At 49.5% G+C, this 15,332-nt stretch carries 10 protein-coding genes; 6 read left to right on the top strand and 4 right to left on the bottom strand.

Annotated features, from left to right (window positions below; genetic code table 11):
* Positions 1-54 precede the first annotated feature (54 nt).
* From HRM2_RS07095 to HRM2_RS07080, 4 genes are all read left to right on the top strand, one after another.
* Positions 55-1,176, top strand: coding sequence for an epoxyqueuosine reductase (locus tag HRM2_RS07095; RefSeq protein ID WP_015903321.1), 1,122 nt, complete (start codon positions 55-57; stop codon positions 1,174-1,176).
* Between the two features lie 30 nt (positions 1,177-1,206).
* Positions 1,207-1,887 (top strand): TetR/AcrR family transcriptional regulator, encoded by a 681-nt coding sequence (locus tag HRM2_RS07090; protein WP_232364215.1) that lies wholly within the window; start codon positions 1,207-1,209, stop codon positions 1,885-1,887.
* Between the two features lie 578 nt (positions 1,888-2,465).
* The gene (locus HRM2_RS07085; RefSeq protein WP_015903319.1) at positions 2,466-4,589 is read left to right on the top strand and encodes a molybdopterin-containing oxidoreductase family protein; all 2,124 of its coding nucleotides are present in this window, start codon (positions 2,466-2,468) and stop codon (positions 4,587-4,589) included.
* Positions 4,586-5,620, top strand: a complete 1,035-nt coding sequence (locus tag HRM2_RS07080; RefSeq protein ID WP_015903318.1) for a zinc-dependent alcohol dehydrogenase — start codon at positions 4,586-4,588, stop codon at positions 5,618-5,620. Before HRM2_RS07085 ends, HRM2_RS07080 begins: the two co-directional genes overlap by 4 nt.
* 247 nt (positions 5,621-5,867) lie before the next feature.
* On the opposite strand, the gene HRM2_RS07075 is transcribed toward HRM2_RS07080, so the two are convergent.
* From HRM2_RS07075 to HRM2_RS07060, 4 genes are all read right to left on the bottom strand, one after another.
* A complete protein-coding gene (locus HRM2_RS07075) occupies positions 5,868-6,515 on the bottom strand; it encodes a hypothetical protein (protein ID WP_015903317.1) in 648 nt (215 codons plus the stop codon).
* On the bottom strand, positions 6,512-7,129 hold the full coding sequence (locus tag HRM2_RS07070; RefSeq protein WP_015903316.1) for a cobalamin B12-binding domain-containing protein: 618 nt from the start codon (positions 7,127-7,129) through the stop codon (positions 6,512-6,514). The genes HRM2_RS07075 and HRM2_RS07070 overlap by 4 nt, the downstream gene beginning before the upstream one ends.
* Before the next feature lie 43 nt (positions 7,130-7,172).
* The gene (locus tag HRM2_RS07065; RefSeq protein ID WP_015903315.1) at positions 7,173-8,249 is read right to left on the bottom strand and encodes a uroporphyrinogen decarboxylase family protein; all 1,077 of its coding nucleotides are present in this window, start codon (positions 8,247-8,249) and stop codon (positions 7,173-7,175) included.
* A gap of 255 nt (positions 8,250-8,504) precedes the next feature.
* On the bottom strand, positions 8,505-10,274 hold the full coding sequence (locus HRM2_RS07060) for a sigma 54-interacting transcriptional regulator (protein WP_015903314.1): 1,770 nt from the start codon (positions 10,272-10,274) through the stop codon (positions 8,505-8,507).
* A 205-nt stretch (positions 10,275-10,479) separates the two neighbouring features.
* Here HRM2_RS07060 and HRM2_RS07055 point away from each other — a divergent pair, with 205 nt between their 5' ends.
* Together HRM2_RS07055 and HRM2_RS25905 are read left to right on the top strand one after the other, a co-directional pair.
* Complete coding sequence (locus HRM2_RS07055) at positions 10,480-12,015, top strand: aldehyde ferredoxin oxidoreductase family protein (protein WP_015903313.1); 1,536 nt, start codon at positions 10,480-10,482, stop codon at positions 12,013-12,015.
* 157 nt (positions 12,016-12,172) lie between these two features.
* On the top strand, positions 12,173-15,331 hold the full coding sequence (locus tag HRM2_RS25905) for a putrescine aminotransferase (RefSeq protein WP_015903312.1): 3,159 nt from the start codon (positions 12,173-12,175) through the stop codon (positions 15,329-15,331).
* Position 15,332: the final 1 nt, after the last annotated feature.

Below are 15,332 nucleotides of genomic sequence, written 5' to 3'. Positions count from 1 at the left end.
TAATTATATTTGTTTCATTTTACTTTAACAAAATGAATTAACGGAGAATACACCATGATTTCAAAAGAAGATATCGTAATAAAATCCAAGGAATTCGGGTTTGAGGATGTGGGGTTCACCACAGCCGAGCCCTTTGAGACCCACCGAAAATTTCTAGCCGATCGTCAGGAGGAATATGGCTGGGCCGAGGCCGTTGGCCTGGACTTGATAAAAGGAACAGACCCCAGGGCCATCATGGCAGATGCCCAGACCGTTATTGTGCTTATGGAAGTATATTTTCGCAAGGCCTATCCCCGGCATATGGAAGGGCATTTCGGGCGATGTTATCTGGACGATGACCGGGTGACCAAAGATGGCCTTAGCCAGCGGATCAAAGCATTCCGAAGCTTTTTACGCGACAACGGAATTGACTCCAAAGTGCCGTTTAACCTGCCCCACCGGGTGGCGGCAGCACGTGCAGGCATGGGCACGTTTGGGAAAAACTGCCTATTCTATTCCAATACCGTTGCCCGGCAGGGCTCCTGGGTCTTGCCCATAGCTGTGGTCATCAACCATACCTTTGAACCCGGAAAACCCACCGTTGAAATGGGATGCCCGGACTGGTGTAAAAATGCCTGTATTGCCGCCTGTCCCACCCGGGCATTAAAAGGCAACGGGACCATTGATCCCAGAAAGTGTATTTCTTATCTGACCTATTTTGGACAGGGCCTGACCCCGAAAGAACTCAGAGAACCCATGGGGCTATACGTTTACGGGTGTGACCGGTGTCAGAATGTCTGTCCGAGAAATGCGGCCTGGCTGGCCAACGATCTTTTGCCCAACGAAAAGGTTGAGGCAAAGGCATCGGCATTTGAGCTTTCTGCCCTGCTCCACATGGACAAGCCCTATTTTGAATCCAAAATATGGCCCCACATGTTTTACATGTCTTCCGATGACCTGTGGCGATGGCGCATGAACGTAGCCCGCGCCATGGGCAATACCCGTGATTCCATGTATACCGACGACCTGATCCGTGCATTCAGGGAAAATAAAGATGACCGGGTCCGGGCCATGTCCGCATGGGCCCTGGGTCGAATTGGGTGCAAAAAGGACAAAGCCGCCCTGGAAGATTTTTTAACCGACAGTTCAGGCCAGGTCCATGGTGAAGTTCAAGATGCCCTGGAGCAATGCAATTAAAATCACCGGAATTTTCAATTTCCACAAATCTTGGACCCCAGGGGCCATGATGAAAATCAATACACAAAGGGAAAAATGAAACGAAGACTCAACGCAGACATACAAAAGCCTAAAATTGTCAAACATTTCTATAAAACCATTCTTGCCGAAGGCTTTGAAGGAGCATCCATTGCCAAGGTGGCCAAGCGCATGGAAATCCATCCCAGCCTGATTCTCTATTATTTCAACAACAAGGAAAACCTCACCCTTGCCCTGGTTGATTTTGTGATTGATGAATATGGCAGGCTGCTCAAGACGTTCAGGTCAAAGGACCTTACACCCGAAGATCGCCTGACCCAGCTGCTTGAATCCATCTGGAACCGGGATTTCTACGAACGAATTAAAATTGCAGGATCTTTTGCCGTGCTTGCAGTCAGTTTTCGTAATCCTGTAATTCACGAAAAAATCAGGGAACTCTACCGGATGTTTAAAACCTTTCTGGTCCGGGAGTTTACATTTTTGATGGATCACCAGGTGATTTCCATTAATGAACCAGCCCATGCCGCCGAGGTTATCATGACCATGATCGAAGGATCCCGGCATTTCAGGATGTTTATCATAGATGACGATCAGATGAACCGCTACAATCAGGATATGATCGGTGCAGCCCGTCATTTTCTAACCGCCATGGCCGGAGCAGGGGTATCGGCCCACGGCCGCAATGAACGATGAAACGCCTATGATTGCAATGCTTCAGTGGGCGTTTCATATAACCCACATGTCCTAGCGGACACAACGAAGCATAAAACTTGAACCTTCGACAGCAGAGGCGACCGGGGGGAGGTTTTGCCCGTAGCGGATTAAACGGCAGCGGTCAGCATGGACGCTGAAGGAGCTGCCGTTTCCCTCGGAGCAGCCCAGGACGGGCTGCGAGAATGAGCGGAGGGCAATACCTTCTTCCGGTCGCCGGAATGATACGAGATTTTATAAGAAACTCTTGTCGAAACATCATTGTGAAAGTCTCGACTTTAGAGCCCTCTTTGGTTTCCCTGACTGGAACATTGTAAACCAAAGGGGTTAGGATTTTTGCCCTTCCAGGCGTTAAGAAGCGCAGGCTGTTTGAGGACTTTAGCCCGCAGTTCCTGCGCTTTAGTCTGGAAGGGCAGAAATTCCCCCGACGTTTACCGTTCCGGTCAGGGTAACCAAAGAGGGCGGAATGGTACTATCGCCTGCCCGGTATTATCGTGTTTCATGCTTCGTTGTGTCGACAGGCCGACATGGCCGTTATATAAAAAGAGAAAGGATTACAAATGAACGATAGGACAAGAACCATTCCAAGTATCTGTTTTGAATGTCATTCCCGGTGTGGGGTTCTGCTTGAAGTCAAGGACGGAAAGCTCGTGGGCGTCAAAGGCGACAGGACCCATCCCTTCAGCAATGGTTATACCTGCCCCAAGGGCCGGGCAGCCATGGAAATTATTTATCACACGGACCGGATCACCCGCCCCCTGGTCAATATCGGCAAAAAAGGTGCACCCCGGTTTGAAGAAACCTCATGGGACAATGCCCTGTCCGTGATTGCCGAAAAGCTCCTGGATGCACGGGAACACTGGGGAGCGGAGTCTGTGGTTCTCGGGTCGGGCACAACCCGGGGAATGGCTCCTTATCTCAACCGTTTTCTGTCGGTTTTCGGATCGCCCAATTTCATGGCGCCATCAAATATGAGCGGCGGCCCCATTGTCGTGGGCAGTTCCGCCACATGCGGTTTTGCCCTCATAGATCCGGACTACGCCGCAACATCCTGCATGATCCTCTGGGCCCATAACCCAGAGGCCTCCTGGCCGGGTCTGTATATGCATGATATCCGGCAGGGGCTTAAAAACAGTGCCAAACTCATTGTTATTGATCCCCGGGGTACCCATCTTGCAAAAAAAGCCGACCACTGGCTGCAGATCAGGCCGGGAACCGATGTTGCCCTGGCCCTGTGTTTCATTAACTATATCATTGAAAACAACCTGTATGATAAGGCTTTTGTGGAACAATGGACTGTTGGGTTTGAACAGCTCAAGGCCCATGTTGCACCCTTTACCATTGAAAGATGTGCTCAGATTACCTGGATCCCGCCAGAACAGATTAAAGCGGCAGCCAGCACATTTGCCTCAGCGCCACGGGCCTGCATTGGTCCTGGCATGGGAGGGGTATGCCAGGCCAACGACGCCTTTGACCTGAACCGGTCTTTGACAATTTTAAGCGCCATTACCGGGAATCTGGATACCCGAGGCGGGAATCTGAACTGCCGGCCGCCCACTGGGAAACGCAGCTGTTACGGGCCCGATTACAGTGCTTTCAACAATCTGCCCAAAGAGCAGGCCCAAAAGAAACTGGGCCTTGATACCTATCCCCTGCTTGAGTTCATCCCCATCCCCTCCCCGCCCCAGGCAATCTGGACCGCAGTTCTCGACGAAAAACCCTATCCAGTGAAAGCCCTGGGTTTGTTTGCCAACAACAGCGTATGCGCATATCCAAACTCCGCCCGTGTGGTCCGGGTCATGGAAAAACTCGATTTTATGTTTGCGGTGGATTACTTTCATACACCCACAACGGCTTTAGCAGATGTGATCCTGCCCGCGGCCCACTGGACTGAAAGGGACGATGTTGAAGACCTGCTCATGAAAAATCATGTATTCTGCCAGCAAAAAGCACTGGATCCGGTTCCTGAATGCAGGGATGAAAAACAAATTTTAATAGACCTGGCTCAAAAAATGGGTCTGGATTCGTACTGGCAGTCAGTCACAGAAATCCTGGACCACCGGTTGGAACCCGTGGGCATGACATTTGAAGCATTCAAGGTGAAAAAAAAGGTTGCGACACCGATCATCTACAAGGGTTATGAACAAAAAGGACGGTTTCGCACCCCCACCGGAAAGGTGGAACTATATGCTGAGTATCTTAATTCAATGGGAATCTCCCCCCTCCCGATATTCCGGGAACCAGCGGAAAGCCCGGTTTCCAGCCCGGATTTAAGTCAGGATTACCCACTGATACTGACCACCGGAGGCCGGAACCTGGTATATTACCATTCCTCCCACCGCAATATTGAATCTTTGCATAAAAAATCTCCAGACCCCGAACTTCAGATTTATCCGCAAACAGCTGAACGATTGGGTATGCACGAAGGGGAATGGGTGTTTCTGGCATCTCCCAGGGGCAAAATCAAAATTAAAATCCAATATGATCGAGATCTCCATCCCCAGGTGGTGCATTCTCCCCATGGATACTGGTATGGGGTGGACAATGGATGGCAGCGGGTGAATATCAACATGCTCACCGATGATCAGCAGTTGTGTCCGGTCACGGCATCCGTGCCCATCAAGGCTTTGCTATGCCGTGTGGAAAAAATAAACCAGTTAATAAATCAGGGACAACCCATATGAAAGCGTTAAAACTCACAGGCTCCAGGCACCTGGAACTGGTGGAAATCCAAGCACCTGAGCCGGATGGCAGAAACGTTATCATACGAGTGTCCGCCTGCGGTATCTGCGGGTCAGATCTGCATTACTGGCATACCGGGCTAGGAATGGGCGGCGTCCATGACCTGATCATGGGCCACGAATTTGCCGGCATTGTCACTGACCCCGGGAACCGGGACGACCTGGTCAAAGGAGACCGGGTCACGGCATTACCATTGGATCCCTGCGGGGGGTGCACCGCCTGCCAGGCGGGCCATGTCAATATCTGCTCAAAGGCATTGAAACGATCCATTCCCGGCAACAACGGTCCAGGCGGGTTTGCTGAATTTGTCAAAATCCGTCCGGATATGGTAAGAAAATTGCCGGCCAGCATCAACGATGTCCAGGCCGCAATGATTGAACCAGCGGCTGTGGCCCTTCATTGCATTCGCACGGCCGGCATCGGTCCCGGGGACAAGGTCATGATCAGCGGGGGCGGCCCCATCGGCCTGCTGTGCGCAGCCTGGACAAAGATCAGCGGTGTTTCCTTTGTCGCCTTGACAGAAATCAATGGGTTCCGTCAAGACTTCGCAAGGCAGACAGGCCATGTAGACGAGGTTTTTGATCCATCAGATCCGAATTTCGCCGCTCAAACAATGAAAACGACCCAAGGCGGGTTTGATGTCGTCATTGAAACATCTGCTTCAGATGCAGGTATCAATCTGGGTCTGAGGATGTTAAGACCCAAGGGTCGACTGGTGCTTGCCGGGATTAATGCCCATACCCAGGCTATATTGACGATCATGGCGGCTGTCCGGGAAATCACCCAGACATCTGTAATGGGATACCTTCCCGAAGAATTCGACACGGCCATGGATTATATTGCCCAAAAAAGGATCAAGGTGGAAAAACTGGTGACCGGCACAACAAATTTAGCCAGTCTGGGTTCTGCCTTTGAAAAACTGGCATCTGGAACGTCCAGGGAGATGAAGATCGTTTACAGGGCAGAGACATAACATACGGCGTATTCATGGGAAATTGGGAAGAGTAAGGTTTTCATTGTGAGATAGGCCCAGAGGACAAAAAAACCTCCGGGCTTTATGCCCTTGAACGTTCAAGTCTCTCCTCCGGAACCATCGATATAAAAGGCCTTGAGAATTTTCAATCAAATCTCAAGGCCCTTTTCTATTCTCTGGGGTAACATTTGCCAGAGATCTCTCGATTGCTTACAAGAAAAGACCAGAAGATACTTGAGACCGTTTTTTATGCTGTCCGTCTCATTTGGCATGTTTCCAAACGGCAGAGGGAACAGGGATTTGTATCCAGGGGGAAAGGCCCTGTTGCCATGATAAAACTGATTGTCTTTACCGGGGTCATCATAAACGAAACTGGATGATAGCGGATGCCAAGGGGGGCGTCCCCAAAGGGCTTGAAAATCATCTCCTGTTCCGTGAGGGGATAGTCGCAATACCCCGGACTGAAAGGCAAGGAAACGTACTGCCCCAAGGCCTCAGCCACTATGTTCCTCAATATTTCCACCCCCTGTTCCACCACGATGGAACCAATGGAGTCGACAACCATGGCGTCCACCGTGTCCCTGCAGTCGGCGAGGAACTGGTCCATTTCCGGCCCTGCCGTAACCAGGCCGAAAATCACCTTTTCAGCCTGAGTTGCCAGACTACCGAAGCAGGGGCTGGCAATGGTTCCCACATCCGTTCTGACCAAACCCTTTTCCATGGCCTTTATTTTTCTATCCACATAGCCGGAATAAACATGTTTAGGTGCGGCCTCAATGAGTTTCTCCACCCTCTGGAGAAACCCTTTTGAGGGAGGATTTTTTTTGCCGTATCCCAGTGCTTTAGTAACTTGCCGACAATCAATTTCCTCTATAGCAATTTGCTGTTCTTTCATTGCATAACCCGCTCGATCTCCGACATGATGACGGAGGCATCTTTAGCATAGCCATGGGCATTTAATTTACCGGCCAGATCCGTGTTCATAAAAGCACCACCAAGAAGAATACGGATGCTGGGCCGGGCAGATTTCAGCCGGTCAACGGTATTCTCCACGGCCTTTAAAGTGGTGCTCATCATGGTCGAAAGGCAAGCCACATCCGCATTTTGTTCCAGGGCAACTGCTGCGAACGATTCGGCAGAAACGTCTTTACCCAGATCAAAAACCTCATGCCCGTATCCTTTGCAGATATCCCGGATTATATTTTTCCCCATGTCATGAATATCACCTTCAACAACGCCAATAATAATTTTCCTGCGTTTGCCCGCTCCCCTTTGGATGTCAACGATTTTAGCAATACGGTTCACCTGGGTTAGGCCCATCAGTAACTCCGGCACAGCTCCTTTCTTGAGCCGGATATTGGCACAGAGCGCGTTCAGGGATGGTTCAATACAATTGTCAAATAGCATACGGCCGTCAACGTCTCCGTTCAATTGTTCCATCAGTTCATCCACTTTGTGACTGTCTGCAGAAACAATGGCCTCGTGAAGTTGGCTCAGCGTCTGTTTCATTATGATTTCCTCAATGATATAATTTTTATTAATCGTTTCAATTTCAGGCAATAACTTGAGCTTGCTGTTGTTTTTTCCACACAGGATACATCTGGGCCGCCGTCACCATTGCCCTTGCATTCAGGATATTTCCGTTCGGCGGGAATTCACAGGTCGGGGCCAGGATAAAATTGCCGTTCCGGCCCAGGGTATCGATTTCATGAAGGGATTCTTCAATCACATCCGAAGGAGTCCCGGTGTACAGCAGACCTGTGGGAACATACCCCATGAGTATGGCATCATGGCCGTATTCTTCCTTTGCTTCGGCCATGTCCTTACACCCTTCGGGAACCTCTGCAAAACTGAGAACTGCAGGGTCAAGCCACTTGCGGACCTCCCTAAAATACGGAGAAAATCCGCATCCGTGATGGGCGTTAAGCACGCCATGGGCAACAATTTCGTCTCTGATCTTTTTGGCGTAGATCCCCTCGAATTCTTCCCATATCCTAGGCGAAACACCCGACCTCGACGCCGGCAGGGTATCAATACAGACCCCGGCCACCCCACGGCGGAACTGGCAGCGGACAAAGTCTACTAAAACTTCTGTTATCGTTTCCAATGCGACTTTCACCTTTTCCGGATACTCCAGCAGGTCGAGATAGAGGTTTTCCATGCCGCGCAGCATTCCGAGAACACCAAGGGGGCCGTAGACAAATCCTAGAATAGGAACCTCACTGCCCAACCGGGTCACCAGTTTATCGCAAAGATCAAGAAAGGTACCCATTCTCTGCCCCTGGTCAGCACTGAAAATTTCCAGTCGCTCATAATCTTCCGGTCCTTTTATCAGCATATCCCCATAGTCAGGGTATGCCGTGGTGTGGTTGGGGTAGATAATTTTCTGGCCGAAATCAGCCGCCTCCACGGAAAGATCGGTAAAGCAGAGGATAATATCGTCGCCGATCAGTCTGTTGGCAAGAATCATTGACTCAGCTGCAGCTTCGCTGTCCATTGAAAACTCGGGAAAGCTGTACCCTCCGGTCATCCGGGTGACGCCTACAGCCAAGCTGCATACGGGTACCCTGTCCGTTTCCTCTCCGCTAATGGTTGCCAAAACCCGTTCCATTGAGGACATTTGTTCCATTTGATTCTCCAGTTTTTATGTTTTGTAAGATCCGGTGCTTCAGTATTTTCTGGTCAAAATAAACTCGAGCAACAATTACTCGGACGACCCTATGAAGTCAAATTGTTAGAAAAAATGAAAAATATACATTGCATAGAGAATCTCTATTGAAGATATTTACATTTTGTTTTTGAAATGTCTTGGAAGTGGGTTGTGCCGGGACGCGTTGCCCCGGAAAGATCAGGCGATTGTTATTAAAGTCCACAGGGTCACGGGTCAGAGCAGCTTATGCTTTTGCAATTTTCTTGCAATGTTTGACTGATTCAGGCCAAGCACCTTTGCAGCCTTTGACTGGGTTAAATGCTCAGTCATGGTGTTTTTGAGAATCTGGCATTCAAATGCATCCATCATTTCCCGTAAAGAGCTGCCCTTGGTTTGCATATCCATGATCAAGCCGTCATGCTTTGTCGACGCCACAACATTACTGGGAAGGTCTTTATAATGGATGGTATTGCTTTCGTTCATCACCACCAGGCGTTCACAAATATTAATGAGCTCCCTGACATTTCCTGGATAGGCATAGTTTTCCAAAGTACCTTTAGCATGACTGTCCAGGAAGATGCGGCCTTTGATTCCATGTTTCTTACAAAAATGATTCATATAATGTGAGATCAGGGGCAAAATACACGCCCTGCGCATCCTCAGGGGAGGCAAATTAATGGGAATAACATTAAGCCGGTAATAAAGGTCTTTTCTAAATTTCTTCTCAGCCACCATCTCTTCCAGATCCTGGTTGGTGGCGGCAATGATACGGACATCTACCCGTTTACTGACGGTATCTCCAATCCTGCTCAGGTAACCGTCTTCAAGAAATCTCAGGATCTTTACCTGGGAAGCCAGGGGAAGCTCTCCAATTTCATCCAAAAAAAGAATGCCCTTGTCAGCCATCTCAAAACGGCCTGCCTTGTTTCTGTCGGCTCCTGTAAACGCTCCTTTTTTATAGCCAAAAAGCTCACTTTCCACCAGGGCATCCGGGATGGTGCCGCAGTTGAGCTTGATCATGGGGGTATTGCATTGTTTTGAATGGTAATGAATCATCTCTGCAATGACACCCTTTCCAGTACCCGACTCACCAAGAATGAGAACATTTGAGTTAACCCGCCCGATTTTAATCGCCTTTTCAAGAACAAGTTTGTAATCAAGGCTTTTGGCAATGATTCTTTTGGACTTGACCGCCTCAAGCTGCATTTCAAGAAGATCATCTGCAAACTCCTCTTTCAGGGCTTGCTTTTCATCAATTTTTTGTCTCAGATCCTGAATTTCCGTGATATCCCGTTCATTGACGACCACCCTGAACAGACGCCCGTCTTTGTCAAACACAGGGGTACCTGTCAATAAGAGTTTGTTTCCGCTTTTGGTGTCCTGGACGATGGTCTCTTTTTTTTGAGAGTTTAACACTTTCAGTGAGACAGACCGGGCAACAACCCTTTTGTCAACCAGTTCCTGCATGGCCAGTCCAATCACGTTCTCACGTTTGATACCCGAGAGGTGTTCAGAGGCAGGATTTAGCTGTATCACCTTTCCCTGACCGTCACAGATCAAGATACCGTCATGGCTTGAGTTGATTATGGTATCAAGCTCCATGGACAACTCCTGGTAGGAGCGCATCTTCTGACTAACCTTTTCCAGCGCGGTTATATTTTCAAAAACGTAAAGAAGCCCAAGGGTGAAACCGTTCCAGATAATGGGGCTGATTCTTGTCATAAATTTCTGATTGTTCCGGCGGATTTCAATATCCCCCATGGCAATGTTATTTTTTAATACCGCTGCAGAAGACCGGGTCAGTTCCTGCAGGGTGGTCTGGAGCAAAGTCCCGGTGAAGATCTCCAGAGAGTCCTGGGCTTTTTCGTTTGAGAGAATCGCTTTAGAAGAGCGGTCTGTAACCACAATGGCATTGGGGGAGGCATTCAGAAACGCTTTGCTGAATTGTTTCCAGTTCAGCTTTAATTCATTGATCGGAACCAGGGGTTTTTCATTGAGCAGCATTGGGATCTCCAGAATTAGCGGCAGCAGTAGCAGCACACCCCATGCGACTCCGCATGGATTATGCAAAAATGCATCATTTTATGCAGCTATTTTTCCCCTGTCAAGGAGAAAGATGGCGCAAAATGGAGCTGGCACATTAATTGCTTTGTTGTATTGATCGCCAATGCAAAGCTGTTGAACACAAAATCAGTTTAAGGGTAGGGCCATGAAAGGCTGTTTTTTTAAATTATTAAAAATTGATGCAACAACAAAAACATCCCATGTTGAGGGTATTGACCGGGAGATGATGGCCCTATGCCTTGGCGGTAAAGGTCTTGCAACCCAGCTGCTTCTGGAAAACAATCGTGCAGGGGTTGACCCCCTGGGCCCTGATAACCACCTGATCATTGCTTCAGGCCCCCTTGCAGGAAGTTCGCTGTACGGATCATCCAGATATGGGATCTTTGCAAAATCGCCTTTGACCGGATTTTATGGTGAATCCTATTCAGGGGGAAATTTTGCAAGGCCCTTGAGTCGTACGGGGGTTGATGCTGTCATGATCAAGGGAATATCCGACACCCCCGTGTGGATTGAAATTAACCCCAACAGGGTTCTCTTCCACGACGCCTCAAACATATGGGGCCAAAACACCTTTGAAACAGAAGCGTATCTGAAACAGAATGCCGGGGGAAAAGCCCCTGGTATCATGGTGATCGGGCCGGGTGGAGAGAAACTGGTCCGTTTTGCCGTCATAAAAAACAACCACCACCAAATAGCCGGAAGAACCGGTATGGGCGCAGTTCTAGGATCAAAAAAAATCAAGGGAATTGTCTATTACGGGGATCGAAGAAAAACTTTCCATGATCCTGACGGTATTGACCGATACAACAGGGCAATGCTCACCCGTTTCAAGGATGACAAGGGGGGCCAGGCCTATGGAACCATGGGGCCCCCCATGATGTATTCCTTTGGCGGCCTGTGCATGATTGATGAAATTGAAGAGATTGTCTATTTAAACTGGCTGTGCGACAGCCTTGGCATTGACACCATCTCCGCAGGAAACCTGGCAGCCTTTGCCATTGAGGCCTCTAAAAAAGGAAAAATCAACGAACGATTGAGCTATGGGTCTGCCGAGGATGTGGCTAAAATCATTAAGAAAATCGCCCGGCGGCAGGGGGTGGGGGGCGTCCTTGCCGAAGGAATCAAACCCGCAGCAGAAGAATTTGGCATGCAGGAGACCTGCATTCATGCCAGGGGAATGGAGGCCGGCGGTTATGACCCAAGGATTCTAAAGAGAATGGGCCTTGCCTATGCCGTCAGCGAAAGGGACGCATGCCATCTCAGAACCACCTTTTACAAGGCTGAACGGTCAGGAATGATGCCCCCTGAAGCAACGGACAGCAAGATTGAACTGTTCAAGGATTTTGAAGACCGCTGCACCCTTTTTGACTCTTTTATTCTCTGCCGGTTTTTCAAGGATTTATATCCATGGGAAGAACTGTCAAAGGTTTTGTTCCTTGCCACCGGCCTCACCTGTAATCCTGGGGATCTGTCAACAATTGCAGCAGGAATTAAGGATAACACCCGGCGTTTCAACCTCAGGGAAGGCCTGACATCAGCCGATGACACCCTTCCCCCCAGGCTCTTTGGCCATAATCTTGAAGGTGGTGGAGGCATTACACAAGAAGAGTTAGAAATACTTGTGTCAGATTACTATAGAATAAGGGGCTGGGATGCCAAGGGGATACCCCTGGACCCTTGAGAACCAACAGATAACAACCAACAAAAAACCCTATGCATTTTTGCATAGGCTGTCACCCGTTGAATCAGACAATCAAAAACCCATTTTCCTGGACAGTTTGTTGTGAAAAAGGGCTGGCAGATGATTCAAACCAACCATATAAGGAGTTTCACACAAAATGATCGATATAGAAGAATATCATCCCGATGATTATAAACTCAGGGATATCAAAGCGGCAAAAAAAGAGGCGGATGAAATCGTTGAAATCATCCTGAAACCCACCCGGGAAATTACCCTTAAGGCCAGAGAAGAGATTTCGAGAAAAACAGTTCGAAACTTCAGGGACCATATCAACAAGGGGTTTCTTGAGTATCGAAAATCAGTTACAGAGGCAACCGGGTTTGCCGTAACAGAATGGACCGGCCAGGGATCCATCCTTGTGGATGCCCTTGACAGGGAATTTCTCGATCTTCTAGGGGGATTTGGTCTTTACTCCTATGGTATCCGCCACCCGAAAATTGTGGCCGCCGTAAAGGCACAACTGGACCGCTCACCCCAGTACAGTCAGGAAATGCTCGACCCTTTGCGTGCACAGCTTGCAAAGGTGCTGGCCCTGCTCACCCCGGGTAAAATCCAATATGGGTTCTTTGGCAATTCAGGCACAGAGGCCGTGGAAGGGGCAATGAAGCTTGCCAAACTCTACACGGGCCGAAAGGGATTTATCTCCATGCTCAAGGGATTCCACGGAAAAACCCTGGGGGCTCTCTCCCTGATGGGCAAAAGATCGTACCGTCAACCATTGCTGCCCCTGCTTGACGGGGTCCGCCAGGCCCCTTTTGGGGACCTTGTGGCATTGGAGCATGAGCTTGCATCAGCCAGGGCCGTGGGGGATGATATCGCAGCGGTTGTCATCGAACCCATCCAGGGTGAAGCCGGTGCCATTGTACCGCCGGATGATTTCCTGCCAGGGGTTCGGGCCCTTTGCGATCACTATGACATCCTTATGATTGCCGATGAAGTGCAGACCGGATTTGGCCGGACAGGGGAACTCTTTGGCGTTGATCACTGGAATGTTCAGCCTGACATCATGTGCTTTGGCAAGGCCCTGGGTGGTGGCGTCGTACCCATGTCAGCATTCATGTCAACCCCTGAAATATGGAAATGCATGGAGCCTAACCCGTTCATTCACACCACCACAACCGGCGGGAACCCCCTTGCCTGTGCCTCAGCCCTTGCAGCCATATCTGTACTTCTGGAAGAAGACCTGACGGGCCAGGCAAAGAAAAAAGGAGCGTATGTCCTTGAAAAATTAGGGGATCTCCAGCAACGATATCCGGGAATCCTGGCCCATAAAAGGGGACTGGGGCTTCTCCTTGGCATGGAATTTCACACGGACGGTATCGGATACAAGGTGGCCTCAGGATTGTTTTCAAGGGGGGTGATCACTGCCGGCACCCTGACCAATGCAAAAAATATCCGGTTTGAGCCGGCATTAAACGTGCCCTGGACGATCCTTGATGAGTGTTTGAACAGGATAGAGGATGTCTTTAAATCCATTGAGCTTCCAAAGGGCAAACCCAATGAGTACCTGTACACGGGCCAGCTCCTCCATGTGGATCTGACAAACAAAAAGATCCATTCAACGACCATTCCCCAGACCCTTCGCAAAAAATATATCGGCGGATGGGGAATGGCAGTCAAGTATATCACCGACCTGGTTGATCCCAAGGTTGACCCCCTGTCTGCGGACAATGCCTTTGTTGTCATGACAGGTCCCTTGTGCGGCACCCTTGTTCCCACATCTTCAAGAACCTGCCTGGTCTCAAAATCACCCAAAACCGGTACCATATTCGAATCCAATATCGGGGGTTCATTCGGGCCTGAACTTAAATTTGCAGGATATGACGGCATTGTTGTGACAGGAAAATCCGACACCCCTGTTTACCTTAAAATTGTAAACAGCAAGGTTACCCTGGAGGATGCTTCTCCTGTCATGGGCAAGGGAATTTTTCAAACAGAAAACTGGCTGAAAAAGCAGGTGGATTACGAAGCCAAGACCCTTGCCATCGGTCCTGCCGGTGAAAATCTGATTGAGTTTGCCTGCGTGGGTTCTGAATCCTACCGGCACATGGGCCGGGGAGGGGCCGGTGCAATCTTCGGATCTAAAAATTTAAAGGCCATTGTTGTCAGGGGAACAGGCGGTGTTCAGGTCAACGAGATCGGATCATTCTATGAAAAGGTTGTTGAGCATACAAGCAACAATCTTCTCACCGACGAAAACCTCTGGGCCTATAAACACGGTACGGCCATGCTCGTGGATGTGACCAATGAAATGGGCATCCACCCCACCCGGAATTTTTCAAAGGGGGTGAGCAACGGCCGCCAGAAATTAAACAGCGAGGCCATAGATGACATTAAAATCGGTGACAGATCCTGTGCCTCATGCCCCCTGGGGTGCGGAAAATTTACTTCCCTCAACGGCACCCAGATCGAAGGCCCTGAATATGAAACCCTGTGCCTTGGCGGAGCAAACTGTGAAATCGATGACCTTGAATCGGTCATGAAGTTCAACAGGCTTTGCGACGATTACGGCCTTGACACCATGTCAACGGGAAACATCATCGGTCTTGCCATGGATATCACGGAATCAGGGCTCCATGACTACGGTGTCCGGTTCGGGGACAAGGAACACTACCTCGAACTGATAGAAGAGATCGCCACCCGGTCCACCCAACGGGGACGGGACATGGCCATGGGAGCCCAGAAACTTGGGGAAAAGAACGGTGCAGCAGACAAGGCGGCCCATTCCAAGAACCTTGAAATGCCGGCCTATGATCCCCGGGGAAATTATGGAATGGCTCTTGGCTATGCCACATCCGAACGGGGTGCCTGCCATTTAAGATCCTTTACCCTGTTTGAAGATCAGCCGTTTAATGTGAAAGAGATGACCCGGGCCGTCATCAATAATCAGAACACCAATGCCGTGAAATGGTCCATGGGCCTCTGTGACTTCTGGGGAACGGTCAACACCACCATCATGGCCGATTTCATGACCAAGGGACTGGGTAAAAAAGTCTCAGCCCAGGATCTTGAAAAGGCCGGGGAAAGAATATGGAATCTTGCCCGGCTATTCAACCAGAAGGCCGGATTCTCAGCCAAAGATGACGTCCTTTCCGATAAATTATTAAACAAGGCCCTTGAAAATGGCCCCTATGAAGGCAAAAAAATTGACCAGGCTGCTTTGACCCAGATGAAGAGTCTTTTATACCATCTCAGGGGATGGGACACGGACGGTCAGCCATCTGAAGAAAAACTCGAAGAACTGGATCTTCTCTAAA

Origin of the sequence: Desulforapulum autotrophicum HRM2 (genome assembly GCF_000020365.1) — a bacterium.
Classification (GTDB): domain Bacteria; phylum Desulfobacterota; class Desulfobacteria; order Desulfobacterales; family Desulfobacteraceae; genus Desulforapulum; species Desulforapulum autotrophicum.
This window is presented reverse-complemented; position numbering and strand designations above follow the sequence as displayed.

Coding starts and splice junctions, on each gene's coding strand:
- HRM2_RS07070 (WP_015903316.1), bottom strand. CDS start 7,129: ATGAAACAGACGCTGAGCCAACTTCACGAGGCCATTGTTTCTGCAGAC.
- HRM2_RS07065 (WP_015903315.1), bottom strand. CDS start 8,249: ATGGAACAAATGTCCTCAATGGAACGGGTTTTGGCAACCATTAGCGGA.
- HRM2_RS07095 (WP_015903321.1), top strand. CDS start 55: ATGATTTCAAAAGAAGATATCGTAATAAAATCCAAGGAATTCGGGTTT.
- HRM2_RS07055 (WP_015903313.1), top strand. CDS start 10,480: ATGAAAGGCTGTTTTTTTAAATTATTAAAAATTGATGCAACAACAAAA.
- HRM2_RS07075 (WP_015903317.1), bottom strand. CDS start 6,515: ATGAAAGAACAGCAAATTGCTATAGAGGAAATTGATTGTCGGCAAGTT.
- HRM2_RS07060 (WP_015903314.1), bottom strand. CDS start 10,274: ATGCTGCTCAATGAAAAACCCCTGGTTCCGATCAATGAATTAAAGCTG.
- HRM2_RS07085 (WP_015903319.1), top strand. CDS start 2,466: ATGAACGATAGGACAAGAACCATTCCAAGTATCTGTTTTGAATGTCAT.
- HRM2_RS07080 (WP_015903318.1), top strand. CDS start 4,586: ATGAAAGCGTTAAAACTCACAGGCTCCAGGCACCTGGAACTGGTGGAA.
- HRM2_RS25905 (WP_015903312.1), top strand. CDS start 12,173: ATGATCGATATAGAAGAATATCATCCCGATGATTATAAACTCAGGGAT.